This is a genomic window from Streptomyces sp. NPDC016459, from assembly GCF_040632845.1.
Lineage (GTDB): Bacteria > Actinomycetota > Actinomycetes > Streptomycetales > Streptomycetaceae > Streptomyces.
On sequence record NZ_JBEYCR010000001.1, the window covers coordinates 532,669 to 554,118 of the forward strand.

22 protein-coding genes, 1 pseudogene and 1 riboswitch are annotated in these 21,450 nt (G+C 73.4%); of the genes and pseudogenes, 13 read left to right on the top strand and 10 right to left on the bottom strand.

Going from position 1 to position 21,450, the window contains the following annotated elements:
* Positions 1 to 156: 156 nt before the first annotated feature.
* Positions 157 to 1,149: a helix-turn-helix domain-containing protein gene (locus tag ABZ567_RS02400; RefSeq protein WP_360783645.1), complete on the bottom strand. Its 993-nt coding sequence runs from the start codon at positions 1,147 to 1,149 to the stop codon at positions 157 to 159.
* Positions 1,150 to 1,201: 52 nt separating this feature from the next.
* Between ABZ567_RS02400 and ABZ567_RS02405 the strand changes: the two genes are divergently transcribed.
* Both ABZ567_RS02405 and ABZ567_RS02410 read left to right on the top strand, forming a co-directional pair.
* Positions 1,202 to 1,597: a cupin domain-containing protein gene (locus ABZ567_RS02405; RefSeq protein WP_360783648.1), complete on the top strand. Its 396-nt coding sequence runs from the start codon at positions 1,202 to 1,204 to the stop codon at positions 1,595 to 1,597.
* A 107-nt stretch (positions 1,598 to 1,704) separates the two neighbouring features.
* Positions 1,705 to 2,112 carry a DUF4259 domain-containing protein gene (locus ABZ567_RS02410; RefSeq protein ID WP_360784997.1) on the top strand — a complete coding sequence of 136 codons (408 nt, stop codon included), beginning with the start codon at positions 1,705 to 1,707 and terminating at the stop codon, positions 2,110 to 2,112.
* Between the two features lie 105 nt (positions 2,113 to 2,217).
* Here ABZ567_RS02410 and ABZ567_RS02415 read toward each other — a convergent pair whose 3' ends face one another.
* On the bottom strand, positions 2,218 to 2,712 hold the full coding sequence (locus tag ABZ567_RS02415; protein ID WP_360783651.1) for a MarR family transcriptional regulator: 495 nt from the start codon (positions 2,710 to 2,712) through the stop codon (positions 2,218 to 2,220).
* 74 nt (positions 2,713 to 2,786) lie between these two features.
* Between ABZ567_RS02415 and ABZ567_RS02420 the strand changes: the two genes are divergently transcribed.
* A complete protein-coding gene (locus ABZ567_RS02420) occupies positions 2,787 to 3,734 on the top strand; it encodes a zinc-binding alcohol dehydrogenase family protein (protein WP_360783654.1) in 948 nt (315 codons plus the stop codon).
* A gap of 58 nt (positions 3,735 to 3,792) precedes the next feature.
* Here the strand turns inward: ABZ567_RS02420 and ABZ567_RS02425 are convergent, their stop codons facing one another.
* The 3 genes and pseudogenes from ABZ567_RS02425 to ABZ567_RS02435 all read right to left on the bottom strand — a co-directional run.
* A complete protein-coding gene (locus ABZ567_RS02425) occupies positions 3,793 to 4,218 on the bottom strand; it encodes a hypothetical protein (RefSeq protein WP_360783657.1) in 426 nt (141 codons plus the stop codon).
* Between the two features lie 11 nt (positions 4,219 to 4,229).
* Positions 4,230 to 4,355: a DUF397 domain-containing protein gene (locus ABZ567_RS02430; RefSeq protein WP_360783659.1), complete on the bottom strand. Its 126-nt coding sequence runs from the start codon at positions 4,353 to 4,355 to the stop codon at positions 4,230 to 4,232.
* Positions 4,315 to 4,509 (bottom strand): annotated as a pseudogene (locus ABZ567_RS02435) (XRE family transcriptional regulator); the annotation flags it as partial. The pseudogene ABZ567_RS02435 and the gene ABZ567_RS02430, both read right to left, overlap by 41 nt.
* Positions 4,510 to 4,738: 229 nt before the next feature.
* Here ABZ567_RS02435 and ABZ567_RS02440 point away from each other — a divergent pair.
* Positions 4,739 to 5,368: a class I SAM-dependent methyltransferase gene (locus ABZ567_RS02440; RefSeq protein ID WP_360783662.1), complete on the top strand. Its 630-nt coding sequence runs from the start codon at positions 4,739 to 4,741 to the stop codon at positions 5,366 to 5,368.
* 44 nt (positions 5,369 to 5,412) lie between these two features.
* On the opposite strand, the gene ABZ567_RS02445 is transcribed toward ABZ567_RS02440, so the two are convergent.
* Positions 5,413 to 6,882 carry a hypothetical protein gene (locus ABZ567_RS02445; RefSeq protein WP_360783665.1) on the bottom strand — a complete coding sequence of 490 codons (1,470 nt, stop codon included), beginning with the start codon at positions 6,880 to 6,882 and terminating at the stop codon, positions 5,413 to 5,415.
* A 1,051-nt stretch (positions 6,883 to 7,933) separates the two neighbouring features.
* Between ABZ567_RS02445 and ABZ567_RS02450 the strand changes: the two genes are divergently transcribed.
* Positions 7,934 to 8,815 (top strand): N-acetylmuramoyl-L-alanine amidase, encoded by an 882-nt coding sequence (locus ABZ567_RS02450; protein ID WP_360783667.1) that lies wholly within the window; start codon positions 7,934 to 7,936, stop codon positions 8,813 to 8,815.
* A 105-nt stretch (positions 8,816 to 8,920) separates the two neighbouring features.
* Positions 8,921 to 9,793, top strand: coding sequence for a hypothetical protein (locus ABZ567_RS02455; RefSeq protein ID WP_360783670.1), 873 nt, complete (start codon positions 8,921 to 8,923; stop codon positions 9,791 to 9,793).
* A 201-nt stretch (positions 9,794 to 9,994) separates the two neighbouring features.
* On the opposite strand, the gene ABZ567_RS02460 is transcribed toward ABZ567_RS02455, so the two are convergent.
* Entirely contained in the window at positions 9,995 to 10,540 is a 546-nt protein-coding gene (locus ABZ567_RS02460; protein WP_360783673.1) for a hypothetical protein, read from the bottom strand.
* A gap of 110 nt (positions 10,541 to 10,650) precedes the next feature.
* On the opposite strand from ABZ567_RS02460, the gene ABZ567_RS02465 reads away from it, so the two are divergent.
* Positions 10,651 to 10,941, top strand: a complete 291-nt coding sequence (locus tag ABZ567_RS02465) for a hypothetical protein (RefSeq protein WP_360783676.1) — start codon at positions 10,651 to 10,653, stop codon at positions 10,939 to 10,941.
* Between the two features lie 21 nt (positions 10,942 to 10,962).
* Here the strand turns inward: ABZ567_RS02465 and ABZ567_RS02470 are convergent, their stop codons facing one another.
* The 3 genes from ABZ567_RS02470 to ABZ567_RS02480 form a co-directional block, all read right to left on the bottom strand.
* On the bottom strand, positions 10,963 to 12,039 hold the full coding sequence (locus ABZ567_RS02470; protein ID WP_360783679.1) for a prenyltransferase: 1,077 nt from the start codon (positions 12,037 to 12,039) through the stop codon (positions 10,963 to 10,965).
* A complete protein-coding gene (locus tag ABZ567_RS02475; protein WP_360783681.1) occupies positions 12,036 to 12,797 on the bottom strand; it encodes a class I SAM-dependent methyltransferase in 762 nt (253 codons plus the stop codon). The genes ABZ567_RS02470 and ABZ567_RS02475 overlap by 4 nt, the downstream gene beginning before the upstream one ends.
* A 175-nt stretch (positions 12,798 to 12,972) precedes the next feature.
* The gene (locus tag ABZ567_RS02480) at positions 12,973 to 14,292 is read right to left on the bottom strand and encodes a glycosyltransferase family 4 protein (protein WP_360783684.1); all 1,320 of its coding nucleotides are present in this window, start codon (positions 14,290 to 14,292) and stop codon (positions 12,973 to 12,975) included.
* 272 nt (positions 14,293 to 14,564) lie between these two features.
* On the opposite strand from ABZ567_RS02480, the gene ABZ567_RS02485 reads away from it, so the two are divergent.
* The 6 genes from ABZ567_RS02485 to ABZ567_RS02510 all read left to right on the top strand — a co-directional run bounded on the left by ABZ567_RS02485 (position 14,565) and on the right by ABZ567_RS02510 (position 21,339).
* Positions 14,565 to 15,200, top strand: coding sequence for a TetR family transcriptional regulator (locus ABZ567_RS02485; protein ID WP_360783686.1), 636 nt, complete (start codon positions 14,565 to 14,567; stop codon positions 15,198 to 15,200).
* A 135-nt stretch (positions 15,201 to 15,335) separates the two neighbouring features.
* A riboswitch (cobalamin riboswitch) is annotated at positions 15,336 to 15,410 on the top strand.
* 95 nt (positions 15,411 to 15,505) lie between these two features.
* Positions 15,506 to 16,759, top strand: a complete 1,254-nt coding sequence (locus ABZ567_RS02490; RefSeq protein ID WP_360783689.1) for a prenyltransferase/squalene oxidase repeat-containing protein — start codon at positions 15,506 to 15,508, stop codon at positions 16,757 to 16,759.
* Positions 16,756 to 17,439, top strand: a complete 684-nt coding sequence (locus ABZ567_RS02495) for an SCO2322 family protein (protein ID WP_360783693.1) — start codon at positions 16,756 to 16,758, stop codon at positions 17,437 to 17,439. The genes ABZ567_RS02490 and ABZ567_RS02495 overlap by 4 nt, the downstream gene beginning before the upstream one ends.
* Positions 17,436 to 18,551 (top strand): energy-coupling factor transporter transmembrane component T, encoded by a 1,116-nt coding sequence (locus ABZ567_RS02500; protein ID WP_360783695.1) that lies wholly within the window; start codon positions 17,436 to 17,438, stop codon positions 18,549 to 18,551. The genes ABZ567_RS02495 and ABZ567_RS02500 overlap by 4 nt, the downstream gene beginning before the upstream one ends.
* Entirely contained in the window at positions 18,548 to 20,410 is a 1,863-nt protein-coding gene (locus tag ABZ567_RS02505) for an ATP-binding cassette domain-containing protein (RefSeq protein ID WP_360783698.1), read from the top strand. Before ABZ567_RS02500 ends, ABZ567_RS02505 begins: the two co-directional genes overlap by 4 nt.
* Positions 20,407 to 21,339 carry an ECF transporter S component gene (locus ABZ567_RS02510; protein ID WP_360783701.1) on the top strand — a complete coding sequence of 311 codons (933 nt, stop codon included), beginning with the start codon at positions 20,407 to 20,409 and terminating at the stop codon, positions 21,337 to 21,339. The genes ABZ567_RS02505 and ABZ567_RS02510 overlap by 4 nt, the downstream gene beginning before the upstream one ends.
* The last annotated feature ends 111 nt before the right edge of the window (positions 21,340 to 21,450 follow it).

The window sequence follows — 21,450 nt, forward strand, 5'->3', positions numbered from 1 at the left end:
GTCACGGGGTGGGCGAGTGCCACGGCTCCACGGGCGTCACAGGCGGGGGTGGATACCACGGGTCCACGGGCGTCACAGGGCGGGTGGGAGCCACCGGTCCACGGGGCGTCACACGGGCGGGCGCCACGGGTCCAAGGCGTCACGGGTCCATGGGCGTCACGGGGCGGCCGGGCCGAAGCGGTGGCGGTACTGGGACGGGGAGAGGCCCGTCTCGCGGCGCATCAGGGCGCGGAGGTGCGCCGTCGTGCCGAGACCGCTCCGCCGCGCGACCACGTCGAGCCGCACCTCCCCCCGCTCGATGAGCCGACAGGCCAGCGCGACGCGCTCGCCCGTCAGCCAGGCCAGCGGCGTCGTCCCCAGTTGCGCCCGGAAACGGCGGTGGAGCGTCGCCGGGCTGACGGCGGCCCGCGCGGCCAGGTCGACGACGGCCAGCGGCCGGTCCAGTCGTTCCTGCGCCCACGCGAGGACCGGTCCCAGTGACTCCTCCACCACGTCCGGCACGGGCCGCTCGATGAACTGCCTTTGCCCGCCGTCACGGTGAGCGGCGAAGACCAGCCGTCGGCTGACCGCGTTGGCGATCTCGGCGCCGTGGTCGCGCCGGACGACGTGGAGTCCGAGGTCGAGCGCCGCCGAACTCCCCGCCGCCGTCAGGATGTCACCGTCGTCCACGAACAGAACGTCCTCTTCGAGCCGAACGGCCGGGAACCGCTCCCGGAACTCGTCCGACCACTGCCAGTGCGCGGTGGCCCGCCGCCCGTCGAGCACCCCTGCCTCGGCGAGCGTGAAGGCTCCGCTGCAGAAGCCGACGAGCCGGGCGCCGCGCGTGTGAGCGCGCCGGACGGCGTCGAGCACGTCCGGGCGGCGCGGCACCTCCACGTCGGGCCGGTTCGGCACGATCACCGTGTCGGCCTCCTCGGCGGCCTCCAGTCCGGCGACCCCGGTCAGGGTGAAGAAGCCGTCCCGCATGAGCGTGCGCGGATCAGGCGAGCAGAGCTGGAAGTCGTACAGCAGCTCTCGTCCTTCGCCGAGTTCGGGCCTGCGCAGGCCGAAGACCTCGGCGGCGCAGCCGAGCTCGAAGGGGTTGGAGCCGGCGTCGACGATCACGACGACCCGGTGGAGTCCGTACGACTGCGAGGATCCTTGCGGCATGTGCGATTCCTAGCACTCACGCGGCGGCGGTTCCACCGGCGACGATCGCCGCATGAGCAACGAACCCCTCGCCCTCACCACCGCACTGGCCTCCTTCGACGCCCTGTGGAGCCCCCGAGTCGTGACGCACGTCAACGACTACGACGTCCGCGTGGCGAAGGTCGAGGGCGAGCATGTGTGGCACGTCCATGACGACACGGACGAGTTCTTCCTCGTCCTGGGCGGGGAGCTGCACATCACGCTGCGCGAACCGGCCGGGGAACGCACGGTCCGTCTTCCCCGCGGCTCGGTGTTCACGGTGCCGCGCGGCACGGAGCACCGGCCGTCCGCCCCGGTCGGCGCCGAGATCCTCATGTTCGAGCCGACGGGCACGTCCACGGTGGGCGACCGCCACGACGAGGTCCCGGCCCACGTCGACGCGACGACGGGCCACGCCCTGGACCTCTGACGGCCACCAGCGCGCCCGCCGCACCCGTCGCTGCTGGACGGCCGTTGTCAGTGGTGCCTGCCACGATGCCCGTACCTCCGATCGACGACAGAGAGGGCGTTCGCGCCATGGGCACCTGGGACATCGGCCCCTTCGACAACGACACCGCCGCCGACTTCTCGTACAGGGTGGACAAGGCCCCGGCGGAGAAGAAGGCGGACGTGCTCCTCGCCGCGTTCCGCGAGGTGACCGGGACGGGGGGCGACTACCTGGACGCGGACCTGGCGGTGGAGGCGATCGCGTCGGCCGCGCTGGTCGCGGCGCAGTGCCCGGGCGGCGACGCGGTCACCACCGCGTACGGGCCGAAGGAGCCCCTGCCCGAGCTCCCGGTTGCGCTCCGCCCGGCGGCCGTCGATGCCCTGGACCGCGTCCTCACCAAGCCGTCCGAACTCTTCGAACTGTGGGAGGAGGCGGCGCACGTCGAGGAGTGGAAGACGGGGGTACGGAGGCTGCGCGCGGCCCTCACCGAGGCCTGACCCGAAAGCCCCGCCCCCGACGAGGGGATCGACGTGGACGTCCGCGCCGGGCGGGGCCCGGGAGGCAGGTCGGACTCGGGAGCATCGATGCGCTTCTCGTTCCTCTCAGCCCGCGGGCGGGGCCGTCGTGTTGCCCGTCTGCTGGACCAGGACGGCGGTGGCGCGTTCCAGAAGTGCGCACAGCGCCGCGTACTCGGCCGGCGTGAACGCGTCGGTGAGCGCGCTCTCCAGGATGACCACCTCCCGGTAGGCGCGGTCCAGAAGCTCCTGCCCCGCGTCGGTGAGGGTGGCGATCTGCACCTTGGCGTGGATCGGTGACGTCTCGCGGCCGATGAGCCCCTTGCTCTCCATGTTGGCCAGCACGCTGCTCATGCTCTGCTGCGTCACCCCGCAGGACCGGGCCAACTGGGCGCCGGACATGCCGCCTTCGCGCGCGAGGACCAACAGCACGGTGTACTGCGTCATGGTCAGCCCGTAGGCACGCAGCACGGCCTCGTGGTGCGCCATCAACGCCTGCTCCGACCGCCTGATCCGGGTGCAGAGGTCGTTCTCGATCGGGGCTTCCACCGGCGTGCACTCCCACTCCATTGACAGGTCCATGGGTTGACTCAGGAACCTTATATACCTACGGTCTCGACTGTAAGGATACTGAGTCAGCGCAGGGAGCTGTCACCATGAAGGCTGTCGTTCTCGACCCCGACGACCATTACCGCCTCACCGAACTCGACGAGCCCACCCCCGGCCCCGGCCAGGTGGCGATCCGCGTGGCCTACGCCGGGGTGCAGTGGGGCGACACCATGGTCAGGGACGGCCACTTCCCCGTACCGCGCCCCTTCGTCCCGGGGTTCGAGGCGTCCGGGCACGTCGTCGCGGTCGGCGCGGACGTCGACGCCCGCCGTGTCGGTGAGGCCGTCACCGCGCTGACCACCTCCGGTGCCTACGCCGAGGTGGTCCTCGCACCCGCCTCCCTCGCCCTCGGCATCGGCGGCCTGCCGCTGAGGACGGCAGCGGGGCTCGGGTGGGGCGCGCCGACCGCCTACGACCTGATCCACACCGCCGCGCGGGTGCGGCCCGGCGAAAGCGTGCTCATCCACGCCGCCGCCGGCTCGGTGGGCACGCTCGCCGCCCAGTTCGCCCGACTGGCCGGAGCCGGCCGGATCGTCGGTGTGGTCGGCACCGCCGACAGGGCCGCCTACGCCGCGCGGTTCGGGTACGACCAGCTCCTGCTCCGCGAGGAGTTCCCGGCCGCCCTCGGCGACGAGAAGCTGGACGTCGTCCTCGACCCGGTCGGCGGCCCGGCCCGCACCGCAGGCCTGGAGCGGCTGGCGGCACACGGCCGACTCGTGGCGTACGGCAACCTCGCCACGTACGAACCCGTCCTCGCCGACACCAGCGACCTCCTGACGCACGGCGCGTCACTGCTGACCTACAACAGCAACCTGCTCAGCCGGACCCACCCCGAACGGCTCGCCGACAGCGCCCGTCGCGCACTCGACCTCGTCGCCGACGGCGAGATCCGCACGGACATCACCGCCGAGTACGCCCTCGAAGACCTGGCCGCGGCCGTGCAGCGCCTCGCCGAGGGCACGACCTGCGGAAAGAGCATCATCCGCGTCGCCTGACCGCAGGCGAAACGCCGACCGGCCCGCCGCCCTGGGCGGGTGCGTGGCCGACCGCCCGTCAGCGGCCGCCGACAGGACGCCTCAGGGCCAGGACGACGCTCGTGACGGTCGCGGTGACAGCGGTGACCGCGAGGACGAGCAGCCCGGGGTTGACCCACCACGGGACGACCTCCGCGCCCTGGCACACCAGGCTGACGGGAAGCGCGCTGCTGGAGTCCGGGTGGACCTTCATCCCCGCGTTGAACCAGCACGCGTCCTCCGGGAAGAGGAACGGCAGGTACGAGAGCCCGTACAGGTGCAGCGCCCCGCCGGTGAGGAAGGCGAGCCCCGCGATCCAGGCCGCCCTGCGAGCCGATGAGCGGTGAGGCCGGGGCGGTCGGGGCAGCCCCTCGCCCCTACGGGCCCGGACGAGGCCCACGAAGGCGATCCCCGCCCACGCCGGCAGGGCGAGGGCGAGGATCAGCATCCCGATGAGGGTTGTCACGGTCAGTGCCGTCAGCGGCCGATGTGCCCCTCGGCGGCGGCGCCGAGGGGGGCGCACTCGACGCAGTCGCCGCCGTCGGAGCCGCTGTGGGACGACTTACGCCGGCGCACGTCCGTCAGGTTCTGGTCGGTCCCCATAGTGTTCCTCCATGACGCCGGCGATCAGTTCGGCCGACCGCTCCACCGAAAGAGCGGCGGCCTGGAGGTGATCGTAACGGGGCGAGCCCTCCCTGAAGGCGGCCGGATCGGCGATCAGATGGCCTTGGACGAAGTCCTCGGTGCAGACGAGGTCGGTGCGGGTCGAGGTCGCGGACGCCGCCGTCCCCGGACCCGTGATCGCGAAGCTCGCCGGTCCGCTGGACGAGAGCGGGCGGGGGCTCGCGCTCGTGGAGGCGGGGACGGACCGGTGGGGGGTGCAGGAGACCGCCGACGGGAAGACGGTCTGGTTCGAGTGCGACGGCTGGGGGACGCGTAGGGCACGATGGGCGCCCGTACCCGCGTACCCGCCAGTAGGAGTCACCATGTCCGTGCCCGCGCCCGAGATCCTTGCCGCCTTCGAGGCCGCGAAGGGGTTCATGCCCGCCGGGGAGGGGCTCGCCCTGTACGAGGCGGCCACGGAGGCCTCGAAGCTCGGGCTGCCACTCCTGGAGGTCGGGACGTACTGCGGGCGCTCCACGATCCTGCTCGCGGACGCGGCCCGGCAGGCGGGGACGGTCGCGGTGACCGTCGACCACCACCGGGGCAGCGAGGAGCAGCAGCCGGGGTGGGAGTACCACGACGCGACGGTGGTCGACCCGGAGGTGGGGCTCATGGACACCCTGCCGACGTTCCGCCGGACGCTGCGCAAGGCGGGCCTCGAGGAGTACGTGATCGCCGTCGTCGGACGGTCGCCGCAGGTCGCGAAGGTGTGGGGCGGACAGCTCGGGCTCGTGTTCATCGACGGCGGGCACACCGACGAGCACGCGACCAACGACTACGAGGGCTGGGCCCCCAAGGTCGCCCCCGGGGGCCTGCTCGTCATCCACGACGTCTTCCCGGACCCGGAGGACGGCGGCCAGGCCCCGTACCGGATCTACCTCCGCGCCCTGGAGTCGGGCGACTTCGAGGAGGCCTCGGTCACCGACTCGCTGCGGGTGCTGCGCCGCCGCTGAGGGCACTTGGCCCGGAGCGGCGGCGCGAGGCCGGACGGCGAGGGTCAGTACAGCGACGTCACGTACAGGCAGTTGGTGTAGCTGTAGCCGGGCTCGATCTTCGTCCTGCTCGACTTGGTGTCACCCGCCGTGGACGTGCCGGTGGTCGCCCGCTTCTGGAGGAAGTGGTAGTTGCCGGCGGGCAGCAGCAGGGTCGCCTTCGGGTACTTCGACGCCGGCCCGGTGCACGCCTTGATCTTCGGCGAGATGGTGAGGACCGGGGTCTTGTACTTCGTGCAGGTCGTGCACGCATTGAGGGTGATCTTGCCGGTCATCGGGCCCGTGTAGAGCAGCTCGACCTCACCGGGGCCGTCATTGCTCACCACCATCACCATCCGGGCGCCTCCGGGGACGCCTGCCGGGGGCAGCTTCCTGCCGGCCTCGGGCTCCTCGTCGGCGATCTCGGCGGCGATGGCGATGGAACGGGCGTGCGCGGCCTGCGGGCTGCTCGGGTAGTCCTTGGCGTACTGGGTCATGGTCGTACCCGCGTCGTCGAACTCCTTGCTCCTGAACTGGTGGGTCCCGCAGGCGAAGTCGCCCTTCTGGACCGCGCCGGCGGCTTCCTTCGAGGCGCCCTCGACGGCCGGGTCCGTCATGTTGTCGAGGGAGGAGCGCAGCGCCCGCAGCTCGCCGGTGGTCTCGCAGGGGGCGGTGCCGGCGGTGAGGGCGGTCGTCCGGGTCTTGATCGCCGCCCGCACGGCCGGTTCGACCCGCGTCGCCTGGGGCGACTTCGGGAACGTGTCGTAGAGCGCGTTGAGGCTCTCGCTCGCGGGCGGGTCCGCGGCCTCCACGCCGAGCGCGTCCGTCCCGCACTGGAAGAGGGACTCGGCCAGCGGCTCGTCGGCCTTGGCGGGCCGGGTACCGAGCAGCTCCTTGTCGACGGTGCCGGCGAGGCCGCGCAGGTGCTTGAGCGGCGCGACGGCGGCGCAGAACGCCTTCTTCGCGTACGGGCGGGACAGCGTCTCGTAGTACGTGTCGAGCCGCGCGGGGACCAGCTTCCCGGCCCGCGAACCCGCGTGCTCCGTGCCCAGGTCCTGGTAGTCGGCGAGCGCCTTGCGGTAGATCGGCTCGGCCTTGTCGAAGGGCAGGCCGTCGGCAGACGTCACGAGCCCGTCCGCCACCGAGAGGCGTTCGAGGAGGGCCTGCTCCTTCGCCTCGTCGCGGGCGGCGCCGTACGCGAGGGAGCCGCCGGCGGGCACGGCGAGCAGCACGAGGGCGAGCGGCAGCGCGAGGCGGCGGAAGGAGGCGCCGATCCGCAGGTTCGCGCGCAGCCCGCGCCTGGCCCCGTCGGCGGCGACGGCGAGCAGGAAGACGCCGTAGCCGACGAGGAGCCCGAGGGGCACGCCGTCGACGTCGGCGGGGAGTGCGATGACGAGGAGGGCGGCGGTGGCGATCCAGCAGAGGGCGGCGCCGATCCAGTTGCGCAGGAGGACGTAACCGATGCCCAGGCAGGAGAGGTTGAGCAGTCCGACCAAGGCGGCCTGCGCGGGGTGGGCCTCACCGGGCGGCTGCGGGGGCGGAGGGCCGCCGTGACCGGGGGGCGGACCGTACCCGGGGGGCGGGCCGTAGCCGGGTGGAGGACCGTCCCCGGGAGGCCCGTAGCCCGGCGGCGGCCCGTAACCGGGCGGGGCGCCGGGCGGAGGTACGGCTCCGCCACCGGTTCCGGATCCGCCCCAAGGGGGCGCGGCACCGAAGCCGGGCGTGGCCCCTGCGGGGGCGGGGACCTCGCCGCCGTGCGGGGCGGAGGCCGCCGCGTGAGGCGGGACGGACGGCGGGGACGGCGGCGCGGAGGGTGCGGACGGCACGCCGAAGGCGAGCGTGGGCGCACCGGCCGCGGGGGCCGAGGGGGCTACCGGGGCCGGGGATACGGCGGGGGCGGCCGGGGCCGCAGGCGTCGGAGGTGCGCCCGGAGCGGCAGGGGCCGGGGGTGCGGCCGGGGCCGCCGCCGGGTCTGCCGCCGGGTCTGCCGCGGCCGAAGGTACGGCCGGCGCCACCGGGGCCGGAGGAGCCACCGGGGCTGGAGGGGCCCAGGGTGCGTCGGTGGCCCTTGGGTCCCCGCCGCCTCCCGAAGTCCCGCCCCCGGGTCTGTCGTTCGGCTCGGGACGCGCGCCGCTCGGCTCCGAGCGCACGTCGCCCGGCTCGGGTCGCGCGTCGTTCGGCTCGGGTCGCACGCCGCTCGGCTCGGGACGCACGCCGTTCGGCTCCGGACGCCCGTCGTTCGGCTCCGGGCGCACGCCGTTCGGCTCGGGTCGCGCGTCGTTCGGCTCCGGGCGCACGCCGCTCGGTTCGGGACGCGTATCGGCCGGTTCCGGACGGGCGTCTTTCGGTTCGGGACGGGCGTCGTTCGGTTCTTCCCCCACCACGGTTCCCCCTCGTGGGCCCATGCGCGGTGGCACCCCACCGTCGCCTCTTTCCCTCTACCCTTCACGGTTCGCGCACACGCGTCCACCGTTCCGCGAAGCCGGTGACCAACCTGCGACGTAGGGCCTGCCGCAATTCGCCACGGGCAGGGCCTAAAGTCGCTGGGTGCCGTACGACCACCCGAACATCGCCCGCCGTACCCTCGCCCTCGCCCTCGCCGCCACGGGCTGCTGCGCCGTACTCTCCGGGTGCGCGGCCCCGCAGGACTCGCCGCCGGCCGGGAAGTCCGGGGAGAGCGGGCAGTCCCGGGAGACACCGCGCGAGAGCGTGACGCCCTCCCGGACACCGCTCTCCTCCGCCCCGGGATCGGGCAGATCCCTCGCCGGGAGGACCATCGTCGTCGACCCCGGTCACAACCCCGGCAATTTCCGTCATTCAACGGAGATCAACCAGAAGGTGAACATCGGGACGAACCGCAAAGAGTGCGACACCACGGGCACGTCCACGAACGCCGGATACACCGAGGCCTCGTTCACGCTCGACGTCTCCCACCGGCTGCGGGACCTCCTCGCCGCCCAGGGCGCCACCGTCGTCCTCACCCAGGACGCCGACCGCCCCTGGGGGCCGTGCATCGACGAGCGCGCCCGGATCGGGAACGAGGCCCGAGCCGACGCCGTCGTCTCCGTCCACGCGGACGGCTCCGCCGTCGGCCACCGGGGGTTCCATGTGATCCTGCCCGCACGCGTACGCGAGGGTTCCGCCGACACGACGAAGATCGTCGGCCCCTCCCGCGAGCTCGGTGAGCGGATCGCCGACGGGTTCGCCCGCGCCACCGGAACGGCACCCGCCAACTACCTGGGCTCCGGTACGGGCTTGGACGTCCGTGACGATCTGGGCGGACTCAATCTCTCAACCGTCCCCAAGGTCTTCGTCGAATGCGGCAATATGCGTGATCCGAAGGACGCACAGCTGCTCACGTCAGCGACGTGGCGGCAGAAGGCGGCCCGGGGGATCGCGGACGGCATCGCCACCTACCTCAGGGGGTAGGACCGACGGGCGATAGATTCGCTCCGTACGATGGGGCCGCCCCCGTGCCTGGACCCCGAGCGCCACCCCGACGCGACGACCGACGACCGACGAAGGACTTCTCACGTGAATATCCGCTCCCTCACCCGAGGCGATGGCGTGCTGATCGGTGCAGCGGTGGTGCTGTTCATCGCCTCGTTCCTCTCCTACGCCAGCTGCGACGGCCCCGAGCAGCTCTGCGAGCAGGTCGACCTCCCGAACGCGTGGGAGGCCTCGCCCCTCGGCTGGGGTGCCTTCTTCCTCGGCATCGTCGGCGTCGTGCTCGTCGTCCTCTCCCGCGCCCTGCCGGAGCAGCGCAAGGTGGCCGGGCTGGAGCTGGGTCAGGTCGGCACGGCGTTCACCATCGCCTCCGCCTGGACCCTCCTCATGTGGATCTTCGAGTCGAACAACGCCGGCGCGGGCCTGATCCTCGGCCTGATCGCCGCCCTGATCGCGGCCGGTGCCGCCGTCGCCGGGCCGCTGGTCCCCGCCCTCAAGGCCCCGCTCGTCGGCGCGCCGCGCCCGCAGACCCCGCAGCCGTACGGCATGCAGCCGGGCCAGCCCGGCCCGCAGGGCGTCCCCGGCGGCGGCTACGGCTACCCGGGCGCGCAGCACCCGCAGTACGGCGGCCAGCAGGACCCCTCGCAGGGTGCGGGCCAGCAGTTCGGCGGGCAGGCCGGCGCCCCGCAGCCGCACACCCCGCACCAGCCGGAGCCCCAGGCGCAGGCCCAGGCCCCGGCCCCGCAGGCGCAACCGGCCTCGGACTTCTCGCCGTTCTGGTTCGCCGTCCCGGTCGCCCGCCCGCTGTACGCGGAGGACGGTTCCCAGGCGCCGATCGCCGAACTGGCCCCGGGTACCTGGTACCTGGCGGTCGAGCAGCGCGGTCCCGCCCTGGTGGCGCAGACGCAGGACGGCCGCCGCGGTGTCCTCCAGGACACCACGGGCATCCAGCGCGGCTAGTAGCGCGCAGCACCCTCGTACGTACCGACGGCCCCTCGTCCGGATTCCCTTCCGGGCGGGGGGCCGTCGCCGTGCAGTCCCCCAGTCACGTCAGCTGATGGCGCGTCAGGATGGCCGCGGGGGCGGGGGCCGGTGACGCACCAGGGTCACGTCACCGGGCCCCGCCCCGCTCCGCCTGCTCGCGGATCTCAACACGGGCGCCTAGCCGCCCAGTTGCGAGGTGGTGGGCACCTTGTCGACGACCTCGGCGCCGGCGCTCCGCCCCGCGTCCTTGACGCTGTTGATGATGTTCTCGAAGGCACCGACGTCCGCGTCGCCCGCCTCTCCCTTACGCAGCTTCGTGCCGAGGTCCTTCAGCGAGTCGATCCCCGCCGAGAGCGGCGCGACCGCCTTGGAGAGCAGCGGGTCGCCCTTGGCGTTGTTCACCGCCGCCTTCAGCCGGTTGTACGTGAACGCGCCCGCGAGGCCCGCCTTCACCAGCGCGAAGGTCCGCCCGTCCGCGCCCTTCGTGAACTTGCCCGCCCGGTACGGCTTCACGATCCACTGGTACGTGGCACCAGCGGCGAGACCGGCGTTGGCCACGAACCGGGTCTTGGCCAGCTTCTGCTGCTCGAACGTGCCCGTACTCGACGGGGTCGCGGCCCCGGTCGCGCCCTGCCCGTCGTCACCACCGCAGGCGGCGGTGGTCAGGAGCAGGGTGCAGGACAGCAGCAGCGCCACGACTCCACGCGAAACACCTCTGGGCACGACGGAACCTCCCTGGGACGATGGCGCCAGCCTCACCCCGGGTCGGCCCAGCCGCCACCGGGACGACTCCGTACGGGTTTCGAAGCGCGGCCCACGGCAACCCGAGGGGTATGACTTCCGGACGGAGCAACACGCAAGCGGCGAGAGTGATCAGCGTCCTGGCCGATGTCATGGCCGCGATCATCATTCTCTGGATCCTGATGTACCTGCTGGGCGCCAACCGCGGCAACGACCTGGTGGAGTTCGTCCAGGGCGCCGCCCGCTGGCTGGCGGGCTGGTCGCACGACCTGTTCACCTTCGACGAGGGGTGGGCTCGGGTGGTGGCGGGCTACGGTCTGGCCGCCGTCGTCTACCTCGTCATCGGACACGCGGTGGCGGGGCGCCTGACGCGCCGCCACTGAGGGCGCGGCCGGCCCCCGGGTTCACCCGCAGCAGTCCGGTTCGAGGCCCCTCGGCAGTCGCTCGCCGCCGAACACCGCCCCGGTCGCCTCGTCGCCGCCCAGCGCCGCCACGGCGAGGAGCAGCGAACCGGCGGTCCACGCGGTGAGCTCCTCGGGCCAGACGGCCCGGTCGCCCTCGAAGACGTAACCGGTCCAGTACATGCCGTTCTCGGCGCGCAGGTGCCGGATGGACTGGAGGATCTCCAGGGCCCGGTCGGACTCGCCCATCGCCCAGAGGGCGAGGGCGAGTTCGCAGCTCTCGCCGCCGGTGACCCACGGGTTGGGCAGGACGCAGCGCACGCCGAGCCCGGGGACGACGAAGGCGTCCCAGTCGGCGTCGATGCGGGCCTGCGCCTCGGGACCCGTGACCGCGCCGCCGAGGACCGGGTAGTACCAGTCCATCGAGTAGCGGGACTTGTCGAGGAAACGCTCGGGGTGCCGACGGATCGCGTGGCCGAGGGCCCCGGCCGCCAGCTCCCAGTCGGGCTGCGGCTCCTCGCGGGCCTCGGCGATGGCGAGGGCGCAGCGGAGCGCCTGGTGGATCGACGAACTGCCGGTCAGGAGCGCGTCGTCGACGGGGGTGCCGTCGGCCTCGCGCTTCCAGCCGATCTGGCCGCCGGGCTGCTGGAGCCCGAGGACGAACTCGACGGCCGCGTAGACCACGGGCCACATCCGGTCGAGGAAGGCGTCGTCGCCGGTCGACAGGTGGTGGTGCCAGACGCCGACGGCGATGTACGCGACGAAGTTGGACTCCCGGGCCCGGTCGGTGACCTGGTCGGGCTCGCCGTCGTGGTAGGCCGCGTACCAGGAGCCGTCGCTGTTCTGGTGGCGGGCGAGCCACTCGTAGGCGCGGGCGGCGGCTGCGTGCTCGCCGGCCGCGTCCAGGGCCATGGCGGCCTCGGTGTGGTCCCACGGGTCGAGGTGGTGGCCCCTGAACCAGGGTATGGCGCCGTCCTCGCGCTGCACCGCCAGAATCCCGGCGACGGTCTCGGCGGCCTCCTCGACGGTGAGGACGCCGGGCAGGACGAGGTGTTCCGCGATCCGCTCGGGCGACGTCACTTGGCCGCGTCCACGGCGTCGGCCTTCGGGAGGGAGTACCCCCGGGAGTGCGGCTTGGTCGCGTACGCCACGAAGCTCTTGCCGACGACCGGGTTGAGCAGCTGCTCGGCGACCCGGGTCAGGGCGGGCTTCTTCATGATGTCCCAGACCAGGAGCTTGTGGTAGGCGCGGACGGGCAGCGCCTTGTCGTTGTCGACGCCGAAGGCGCACTTCAGCCACCAGTAAGGCGAGTGCAGGGCGTGCGCGTGGTGGGTGCCGTACGGCCTGAGTCCGGCCTCCCGGATCCTGCCGAGGAGTTCGTCGGCCTTGTAGATGCGGATGTGGCCGCCCTCGACCTCGTGGTACGCGTCGGAGAGCGCCCAGCAGACCTTCTCGGGGCCGTAGCGGGGCACGGTGATCGCGATGCGCCCGCCCGGCTTGAGGACGCGGACCATCTCGGCGAGGACGCCCTTGTCGTCCGGGATGTGCTCCATGACCTCGGAGATGATGACGACGTCGAAGGACTCGTCGGGGAAGGGCAGGTTGAGCGCGTCGCCCTCCATCGCGGTGGCGGTCGCACCCGCCGGCGCCTCCCCGGCCTCCTTCATCGCCGCGAACCACGTGGCGACCTCGCGGATCTCCTCGCCGTTCCGGTCGAGGGCCACGACCTGCGCACCGCGCCGGTAGCACTCGAAGGCATGCCGTCCCGCCCCGCAGCCCAGATCGAGCACACGGTCGCCGGGGGCGAGCGGGAAGCGGGTGAAGTCGACGGTCAACACGGAGTCGTCCTGCTTTCGCGGTTGGAGGATGGTTGTGGGCAGGCGCCGCCGCTGGACTGTGGGCAGGTGTTCCGCAGGGCGATGGGGGTCCCCCCTGCTCGAGCGAAGCCGAGAACTTGGGGGAGGGTGGGCACAACCCGACCGGCGGGCCGCACCCGGCAACGATGGCGGGGCGTCACCGGCGCACCCCGGCGCCTTGGCGGGCGATCGCCTCGCGGTACAGGTCCGCGGTCCCCTGCGCCGCCCGCGCCCAGGTGAACCGCTCCAGCACCCGCGCACGACCCGCCACGCCGAGCCGCCCCCGCAACTCCGGGTCCCCCAGGACCCGCCCCAGCGCGACCGCCAACGCCCCCGCGTCCCCCGGCGGCACCGCGAGGCACGTCTCCCCGTCGGCCCCGGCGACCTCCGGGATCGCGCCGCCCGTCGTCGCGACGAGCGCCGTCCCCGTGGCCATCGCCTCCGCGGCGGGCAGCGAGAACCCCTCGTACAGCGAGGGCACGCAGGAGACCTGCGCGGAGCGCACCAGGTCGACGAGCTCGGCGTCGCTGATGCCCTTGACGAACTCGACGGCCCCGTCGAGGCCGTACCGCTCGATGGCCTGGGCGACCGGCCCGTCCTCGGCGCGCCTGCCGACGACGACGAGGTGCGCGTCCGGGTTCTCGGTGCGGAGCTTGGCGAGCGCCTCGATCAGATGGACCAGGCCCTTGAGGGGGACGTCGGCGCTGGAGGTGGTGACGATCCGGCCGGGGACCTCGGCGACGGACGGGTCCGGGGACCACAGGTCGGTGTCGGCGCCGATGTGGACGACCTCGATGCGGTCCTCGCGTACGCCGAGATGGTCGACGATCTCCTGCCGGGAGGTGCCGGAGACGGTGAGGACGGACGGCAGGCGACGGGCGACGCGCTTCTGCATGCCGGTGAAGGCGTACCAGCGGCGGACGGAGGCGCGGCGCTTCCAGTCGGCGGCGGCGTCGAGTTCGAGCTGCCGGTCGACGGTGATGGGGTGGTGGATGGTGGTGACGAGCGGGGCGCCGATCGCCCGCGGGCCGCCGAGGAGCCCGTACCCGAGGGTCTGGTTGTCGTGGACGACGTCGAAGTCGCCGCGTCGGGCGGCGAGCGTGCGCCGGGCCCGCAGGGAGAAGGTGAGCGGCTCGGGGAAGCCGCCGGTCCACATGGTGGCGACTTCCAGGGCGTCGATCCAGTCCCGGTACTCCGCGCGCTTCGGGGTCCGGAACGGGTCCGGCGAGCGGTAGAGGTCGAGGCTGGCGATCTCGGTGAGCGGGACGCCCTCGTCGAGCGTGGGGTACGGCTGGGAGCCGAAGACCTCGACGTGGTGGCCGAGGCGGGCGAGCTCGCGGGAGAGGTGCCGGACGTAGACGCCCTGACCGCCGCAGAAGGGATTCCCCTTGTACGTGAGGAGAGCGATCCGCAACGGGACGTCACCGGTCGCGGTGACTCCCTGCCGGGGGCCTGCCTCTATGGCCTCAGCGGTCATGCGCGACCCCCTTCGAGCGTGCGTTTCGCCGGAGCGTAACCGCTCGCGCTAATCTAGAACAAGTTACAGACTTGAACGGTCGCCTGATCGCCTCCCCGGCCTCCCCGGCCTTCTCGCTGCGCCGAGGAGGCCGACGGGGAGGAGCCGGCGAAGAGTCAGGGAGGACAGAATCTACCGGCAGGTAGCTCCGTGGTGAGATCCGGAACAGGTGATTCACACCACGACGCCCGCACCGCCATACTGACGCTCCCCACCGCACCGAACGGGACCTCATGACCGCAGACGCCAGAGCGGACCACAGACCCGCGTCGCCGCCCCTCACGGAACGTCAGGAGGCGCGCCGCCGCCGCATCCTGAACGCCAGCGCCCAGCTCGCGGCGCGGGGCGGCTTCGACGCGGTGCAGATGCGGGAGGTCGCCGAGGCGGCCGGGGTGGCCCTGGGGACGCTGTACCGCTACTTCCCGTCCAAGATCCACCTGCTGGTCGCGACGATGCAGGACCAGCTCCAGCACCTGCACACCACGCTGAGGAAACGGCCGCCGACCGGCGCGGATCCGGCGGAGCGGGTCGCGGAGACCCTGATGCGCGCCTTCCGCGCGCTCCAGCGCGAGCCGCAGCTCGCCGACGCGATGGTGCGGGCGCTGACCTTCGCGGACCGCGGCGTGAGTGCGGAGGTCGACACGGTCTCGCGGCTGACCACGGCGATCATCCTCGACGCGATGGGGGCGGAGCACCCGACGCCCTCGCAGCTGTCGGCGGTCCGGGTGATCGAGCACACCTGGCACTCGGCACTGATCACCTGGCTGTCCGGACGCGCCTCGATCGCACAGGTGAAGGTCGACATCGAGACGGTCTGCCGGCTGATCGACCTGCCTGCTCCCTCGGCGGCGGAGACCGCGCGTCGCTGACGACTCCGGCCGCGCGCGAGGCCGCCCGGGCCCCCGCGGTCTTCTCGGCGGGGTAGGTGTGAGGCACCTCCCACCCCCGGGCGCCACGCCTACGGGCCGGTAGAGTGGGGTCACGTCGTCATCATGCCCGTACGGGGGGAAGCCGGTGCGAATCCGGCACTGACCGCGCAACCGTATGCCGCTCCCCGCGAGCGGCGAGTCGGAATGCCCCGTCCGGGACGTGACCGCCGGCACCGTCGAGGAATACGGAGCCGGAGCCTGGTGCCCCTGTGGCGTGCCGGTGCCCGGCCGCAGGAGAGGGCCCCATGAACACCGTCCGCCGCGGCGCCGCCGCGCTCGCCGCCGCCGCAGTCCTGCTCGGATCCGGAGCAGCCGGAGCAGCGACCGCCGCCCCCTCGCCCTCACCCTCGGCCGTCACGATCCCGCCGGGCCTGTACGGCACGAAGGACCCGACGTACGACGGTGTCTGGCGCCAGTCGCTCGCCTTCCTCGCCCAGCGCTCCACCGGCTACCAGCCCGCCGACCGGTCCGTGGACTGGCTCCTGGGCCAGCAGTGCGCGGACGGTTCCTTCAGCTCGTACCGCACGGACGTCACCAGGGCCTGCGACGCGAAGACGATGCGGGACACCAACGCCACCGCCGTCGCCGTGCAGGCGCTCCACGCCGTCCGCCGCCAGGCCACCGACCCGCGGAAGATCGACCTGGCCGTGAAGAACGCGTCCGAGTGGCTGCGCACCGTGCAGAACAAGGACGGCGGCTGGGGGTACGGCGCCGGCGGCGCAAGCGACGCCAACTCCACCTCGATCGTCGTCGGCGCGATCGCCGCGACCGGGGCGAAGCCCGGCTCGTTCACCTCCGCCGAGGGCCGTACGCCCTACGACGCGCTCCTCTCCTTCGCGCTGCCCTGCTCGGACAAGGCCGGCGCGGGCGCCTTCGCGTACCAGCCGGACAAGACCGGCAAGCTGCTCGCGAACGCCGACGCCACCGCGGCCGCCACCCTCGCCGGGCTCGGCAAGAGCATCGTCGCCACCAAGGCGTCCCCGGCGCAGCCGCCGGTCTGCAACGACCTGTCGAAGCCGACGGTCGAGCGGGCCGCGCTCAACGGCGCCTCCTACCTGGCGAAGGCCCTCGCGAAGACCGGCCACCTGACCCTGCCGCCGATGCCGGGCGCCACCGACACGACCGAGCAGCCCGACATCGGCAACACCGCCGACGCCGTCGTCGCCCTCGCCGCGTCCGGCGCCGCGAAGGAGGCGCAGCCCGCCCTGGAGTGGCTGGAGAAGAACTCCGGCGCCTGGGCGAAGGACGGCGGACCGGCCGCGTACGCGCAGCTGATCCTCGCCGCCCGCGCGACGGACACCGACCCGCGCGAGTTCGGCGGCGAGGACCTGGTGGAGCAGCTGAACGCCACCGGCCCCGCGCCCGAGACCCCCGACACCTCGGCCTCCTCGACCACGAGCGACGACGAGGGCCGCGGCTTCGACGTCTGGTGGATCATCGGCATCGGCATGGTCGTCGGCGTCGGCATCGGCTTCCTCGTCAGCGGCCGCAGGAAGTGAGAACCACCAGCGCGGTGGCCGCCCGGATCGCGGCCGCCGCGGCCGGGGCGCTGCTCACCCTGACCGCGGTCGCGGCGGCTCCGGCGCAGGCGGCCGGTTACCGCTACTGGTCGTTCTGGGAGAGCGACGGCGGCAAGCCGTGGGCGTACGCCACGCAGGGCCCCGCGACCGCCCGCCCCGCCGACGGGGACGCGATCGGTTTCCGCTTCGCGGTCAGCAACGGCACGGACGACACCTCCCTGCCCTCTGCCGCCCCCGGCTTCGCGACGATCTGCGGGGGCGTGGAGGAGAAGGACGGCACCAAGCGGGTCGCGGTCGTCGTCGACTTCGGCGGCCCGGCGGACGCGCCGCCCGCCGAGGCCCCGCCCGAGAAGCGGGTCGAGGTCGGCTGCGCGCGGGTCCGCGAGGAGGCGACGGGCGCGGAGGCGCTCGCCGCGGTGGTGAAGCCGCTGCGCTACGACAGCGCGGCCATGCTGTGCGGGATCGCCGGCTACCCGGCGCGGGGCTGCGGCGAGCAGGTCGCGGAGCAGGCCCCGGGGTCTGCGTCGGCGACGGCTTCGGCGACCCCGAGCGCCGGGGAATCGGGTGGCGGCGGTCCGTCCTTCGGCGTGCTCGCGGGCGGGGCGGCCGTCCTGGCCCTGGGCGGGGCGGCGATCTGGAAGGCCCGCCGCCGCGGATGAGTGCGGTCCGTGGCCTCAGCGTGTTCACGGCCCCCGAGGCCAGCCGGTCCAACGCCCTCCACGCGGGCGCGTGGTGGCTGTGGGCGCTCGGCCTGGCCGTCGCCGCCTCCCGTACCACCAACCCCCTCCTGCTCGGTCTGCTCGTCGGGGTCGCGGGATACGTCGTGGCGGCCCGCCGCACGGACGCGCCGTGGGCCCGCTCGTACGGCGCGTTCGTGAAGCTCGGCCTGTTCGTCGTCGCGCTGCGGGTCGTCTTCTCGCTGCTGCTCGGCTCCCCCATCCCGGGGACGCACGTGATGTTCACGCTGCCCGAGGTGCCGCTGCCCGACTGGGCGCAAGGGGTATGGATCGGGGGGCGGGTGACGGCCGAACAGCTGGTGTTCGCGGTGTACGACGGGGCCAAGCTGGCGACCCTGCTGATCTGCGTGGGCGCGGCGAACGCGCTGGCCAACCCGGCGCGGCTGCTGAAGTCGCTGCCGGGCGCGCTGTACGAGGCCGGGGTCGCCGTCGTCGTGGCGATGACCTTCGCGCCGAACATGGTCGCCGACGTGGTCCGGCTGCGTACCGCCCGACGGCTGCGGGGCCGGCCGACCGGCGGTGTACGCGCGATGCTCCAGATCGGCCTGCCGGTCCTGGAGGGCGCCCTCGAACGGTCGATCGCCGTCGCGGCCTCGATGGACGCGCGCGGGTACGGGCGAACGGCCCAGGTCCCGGCCTCCGTACGGCGCACCACGAACGTGCTGACCCTGGGCGGGCTGCTCGGGATCTGCGCCGGTTCGTACGGGCTGCTCGCGGCGGAGGGCGCGCAGTACGGGCTGCCGCTGCTCGGGGTCGGGCTGCTCGCGGCCATGGCCGGGCTGCGGCTCGGCGGGCGCCGGACCGTCCGCACCCGCTACCGGCCGGACCGCTGGGGCCCGCGGGCCTGGCTGGTCGCGGGCGCGGGAGTGACGGTCGCGACGCTGATGATCTGGGCGAACGCGTACGCACCGGAGGCCCTGCACCCGGGGGTCGTCCCCCTGGAGGCACCCGAACTCCCGCTCTGGCCCGCCGCATCGATCCTGGTGGGCCTGCTGCCCGCGTTCGTGGCCCCCGTTCCCAAGGAGAACGCGTGATCCGCTTCGAGAACGTCACCGTGACCTACGAGGAGGACACCGAGCCGACCCTGCGGGGCCTGGACCTCACCGTCCCCGAGGGCGAACTGGTGCTGCTCGTCGGCCCCTCGGGCGTCGGCAAGTCGACCCTTCTGGGCACGGTCTGCGGACTCGTCCCGCACTTCACGGGCGGCACCCTGACGGGCCGGGTCACCGTCGACGGCCGCGACACCCGCACCCATCCGCCGCGCGAGCTCGCGGACCTGGTGGGCACGGTCGGCCAGGACCCGTCGGCGCACTTCGTCACCGACACGGTCGAGGACGAGCTGGCGTACGGGATGGAGTCCCTCGGTCTCTCGCCGGGCGTCATGCGGCGGCGGGTCGAGGAGACCCTCGACCTCCTCGGTCTCGCCGAACTCCGCGACCGCCCCATCGCCACGCTCTCCGGCGGCCAGCGCCAGCGGGTCGCGATCGGCTCCGTCCTCACCCCGCACCCCAAGGTCCTCGTCCTCGACGAGCCGACCTCCGCCCTGGACCCGTCGGCGGCGGAGGACGTCCTCGCGGTCCTCCAGCGCCTGGTCCACGACCTGGGCACGACGGTCCTCCTCGCGGAACACCGTCTGGAACGGGTGGTGCAGTACGCCGACCAGGTGCTGCTGCTGCCGGAGGGCGTGATGGGCTCCCCCGCCGACATGATGGCCGTGTCGGCGGTGCATCCGCCGGTGGTGGGACTCGGACGGCTCGCGGGGTGGGAACCGCTGCCCCTCACGGTCCGGGACGCCCGGCGGAGAGCGGGCGCGCTGAAGAAGCACCTGGAGGGGCGGAGCCCCGCGCCCTCGGCCCCGGCAGCGTTCGAGGGGCCGGACCTTACGTCCTCGGCCTCACCGTCGTCCGAGGCGCGGGACCCTGCGCTCTCAGCCCCGCCGACCACCGAGGGGCGGAGCCCTGCGCCCTCAGCCCCGTCGGCGTCCGAGGCTCGGGACGCTACGCTCTCAGCCCCGTTGGCGTCCGAGGCGCGGGGGTCCGGGGGCGGAGCCCTCGGTTTCGGGAAGGGGCGGGGTGGGGGACTCGCCCTCTTCGCACGACGCCGCACCCGACCCGTTACCCCCTCGCCCACCCCCACCACCTCCTCCCCCCTCCTCCACGTCACCGCACTCGCCGTCCGCCGCGGCCGCGTCGAGGCCCTCCGCAAGGTCGACCTCCAGGTCCAGGCCGGCGAGACCCTCGCCCTCATGGGCCGCAACGGCGCCGGCAAGTCCACCCTCCTCTCCACCCTCGTCGGCATGATCGCCCCGACCTCCGGCACCGTCCGCGTCGCCGGCCGCGCCCCGTACGACACGGACCCCCGCGAGCTGATCCGCCAGGTCGGCCTGGTCCCGCAGGAGCCGAGGGATCTGCTGTACGCGGACACCGTCGCCGCCGAGTGCGCGGCGGCCGACGCGGACGCGGGCGCGGCGCCCGGGACCTGCCGGGCGCTGGTGTCGGAGCTGCTGCCGGGAGTGGCGGACGGGACACACCCCCGGGACCTGTCCGAGGGGCAGCGGCTGGCGCTGGCGCTGGCCGTCGTCCTGACCGGCAGGCCGCCCCTGCTGCTGCTCGACGAGCCGACCCGTGGCCTGGACTACGCGGCGAAGGCCCGCCTGGTCGCCCACCTCCGCTCCCTCGCGGCGGACGGGCACGCGATCGTCCTGGCCACGCACGATGTGGAGCTGGCGGCCGAGCTGGCGCACCGGGTCGTGATCATCGCGGACGGCGAGGTGGTCGCGGACGGTCCGACGGCCGAGGTCGTCGTCTCCTCGCCCGCGTTCTCGCCGCAGGTGGCGAAGATCCTCGCCCCGCTGCCGTGGCTCACAGTCGAGCAGGTGGAGGGGGCGCTGTGAGCGTACGGCCCGTGCGGCTCGGACCACGGTCCGTGACCGCGCTGCTCCTGGTCTCCGTGATCGGGCTCATCGCGATCTGCTGGCCCCTGTTCGCCGACGCCGACTCGGCCGTCACGACGCACGCCGCCGACGCCCCCTGGCTCTTCGCCGCGCTGCTGCCCCTGCTGATCGCGGTGGTCGTCGCCACGATCGCCGACTGCGGGATGGACGCGAAGGCGGTGGCGATGCTGGGGGTGCTCGCCGCCGTCGGCGCGGCCCTGCGGCCGCTGGGCGCGGGGACGGCCGGGCTCGAGCCGATGTTCTTCCTGATGGTGCTGAGCGGCCGGGTCCTCGGGCCGGGTTTCGGTTTCGTCCTCGGTTCGGTGACGATGTTCGCGTCCGCGCTGCTCACGGGGGGCGTGGGCCCCTGGATGCCGACGCAGATGCTCGCGATGGGCTGGTTCACGATGGGGGCCGGGCTCCTGCCCGGGGCGGTGGGGACTCCCCCCGCGCGAGCGGAGTCGAAGGCTCGGGGGAGGCTTCGGGGCCGGGCCGAGCTGGTGATGCTGTCCGCGTACGGTTTCGCAGCGGCGTTCGCGTACGGCACGGTCACGAATCTCTACGGCTGGGTGACGCTCAGCGGCGGGGGCGGGAGCGGAGGAGAGGGGGCCGGGGGCTCCGGCGGGATCTTCTTCGTCCCGGGCGATCCGGCCTCCGCGAACCTCGCCCGTTTCCTCGCCTTCCTGGTGGCCACCTCCCTCGGCTGGGACCTGGGCCGCGCCGTCCTGACCGTCGTCCTGACCCTCACGATCGGCGGCACGCTCCTGAAGGCGCTGCGCCGGGCGACGCGGCGGGCGAACTTCGAGGCCCAGGTCACATTCGGGGGTCCGGAGAAGCCCTCCCCGGGTGAGGCGCCCCACAGGACCTACGTCACATACGAGGCGGAATAGTAGCCGGGCGGTACCCGGTCAAAACGCCCATAACAGCAGATGGCCTGCGGAAACCGTACACACCGAGCCCCCGGGACCTTCCTCCCGGCTGCGAACCTGCCTCGTACAGGG

Excerpts from the sequence above, each read along its gene's own strand:
- ABZ567_RS02400 (WP_360783645.1), bottom strand. The coding sequence starts at position 1,149 with ATGCCGCAAGGATCCTCGCAGTCGTACGGACTCCACCGGGTCGTCGTG.
- ABZ567_RS02405 (WP_360783648.1), top strand. The coding sequence starts at position 1,202 with ATGAGCAACGAACCCCTCGCCCTCACCACCGCACTGGCCTCCTTCGAC.
- ABZ567_RS02410 (WP_360784997.1), top strand. The coding sequence starts at position 1,705 with ATGGGCACCTGGGACATCGGCCCCTTCGACAACGACACCGCCGCCGAC.
- ABZ567_RS02415 (WP_360783651.1), bottom strand. The coding sequence starts at position 2,712 with ATGGACCTGTCAATGGAGTGGGAGTGCACGCCGGTGGAAGCCCCGATC.
- ABZ567_RS02420 (WP_360783654.1), top strand. The coding sequence starts at position 2,787 with ATGAAGGCTGTCGTTCTCGACCCCGACGACCATTACCGCCTCACCGAA.
- ABZ567_RS02430 (WP_360783659.1), bottom strand. The coding sequence starts at position 4,355 with ATGGGGACCGACCAGAACCTGACGGACGTGCGCCGGCGTAAGTCGTCC.
- ABZ567_RS02440 (WP_360783662.1), top strand. The coding sequence starts at position 4,739 with ATGTCCGTGCCCGCGCCCGAGATCCTTGCCGCCTTCGAGGCCGCGAAG.
- ABZ567_RS02465 (WP_360783676.1), top strand. The coding sequence starts at position 10,651 with ATGACTTCCGGACGGAGCAACACGCAAGCGGCGAGAGTGATCAGCGTC.
- ABZ567_RS02480 (WP_360783684.1), bottom strand. The coding sequence starts at position 14,292 with ATGACCGCTGAGGCCATAGAGGCAGGCCCCCGGCAGGGAGTCACCGCG.
- ABZ567_RS02485 (WP_360783686.1), top strand. The coding sequence starts at position 14,565 with ATGACCGCAGACGCCAGAGCGGACCACAGACCCGCGTCGCCGCCCCTC.
- ABZ567_RS02490 (WP_360783689.1), top strand. The coding sequence starts at position 15,506 with ATGAACACCGTCCGCCGCGGCGCCGCCGCGCTCGCCGCCGCCGCAGTC.
- ABZ567_RS02500 (WP_360783695.1), top strand. The coding sequence starts at position 17,436 with ATGAGTGCGGTCCGTGGCCTCAGCGTGTTCACGGCCCCCGAGGCCAGC.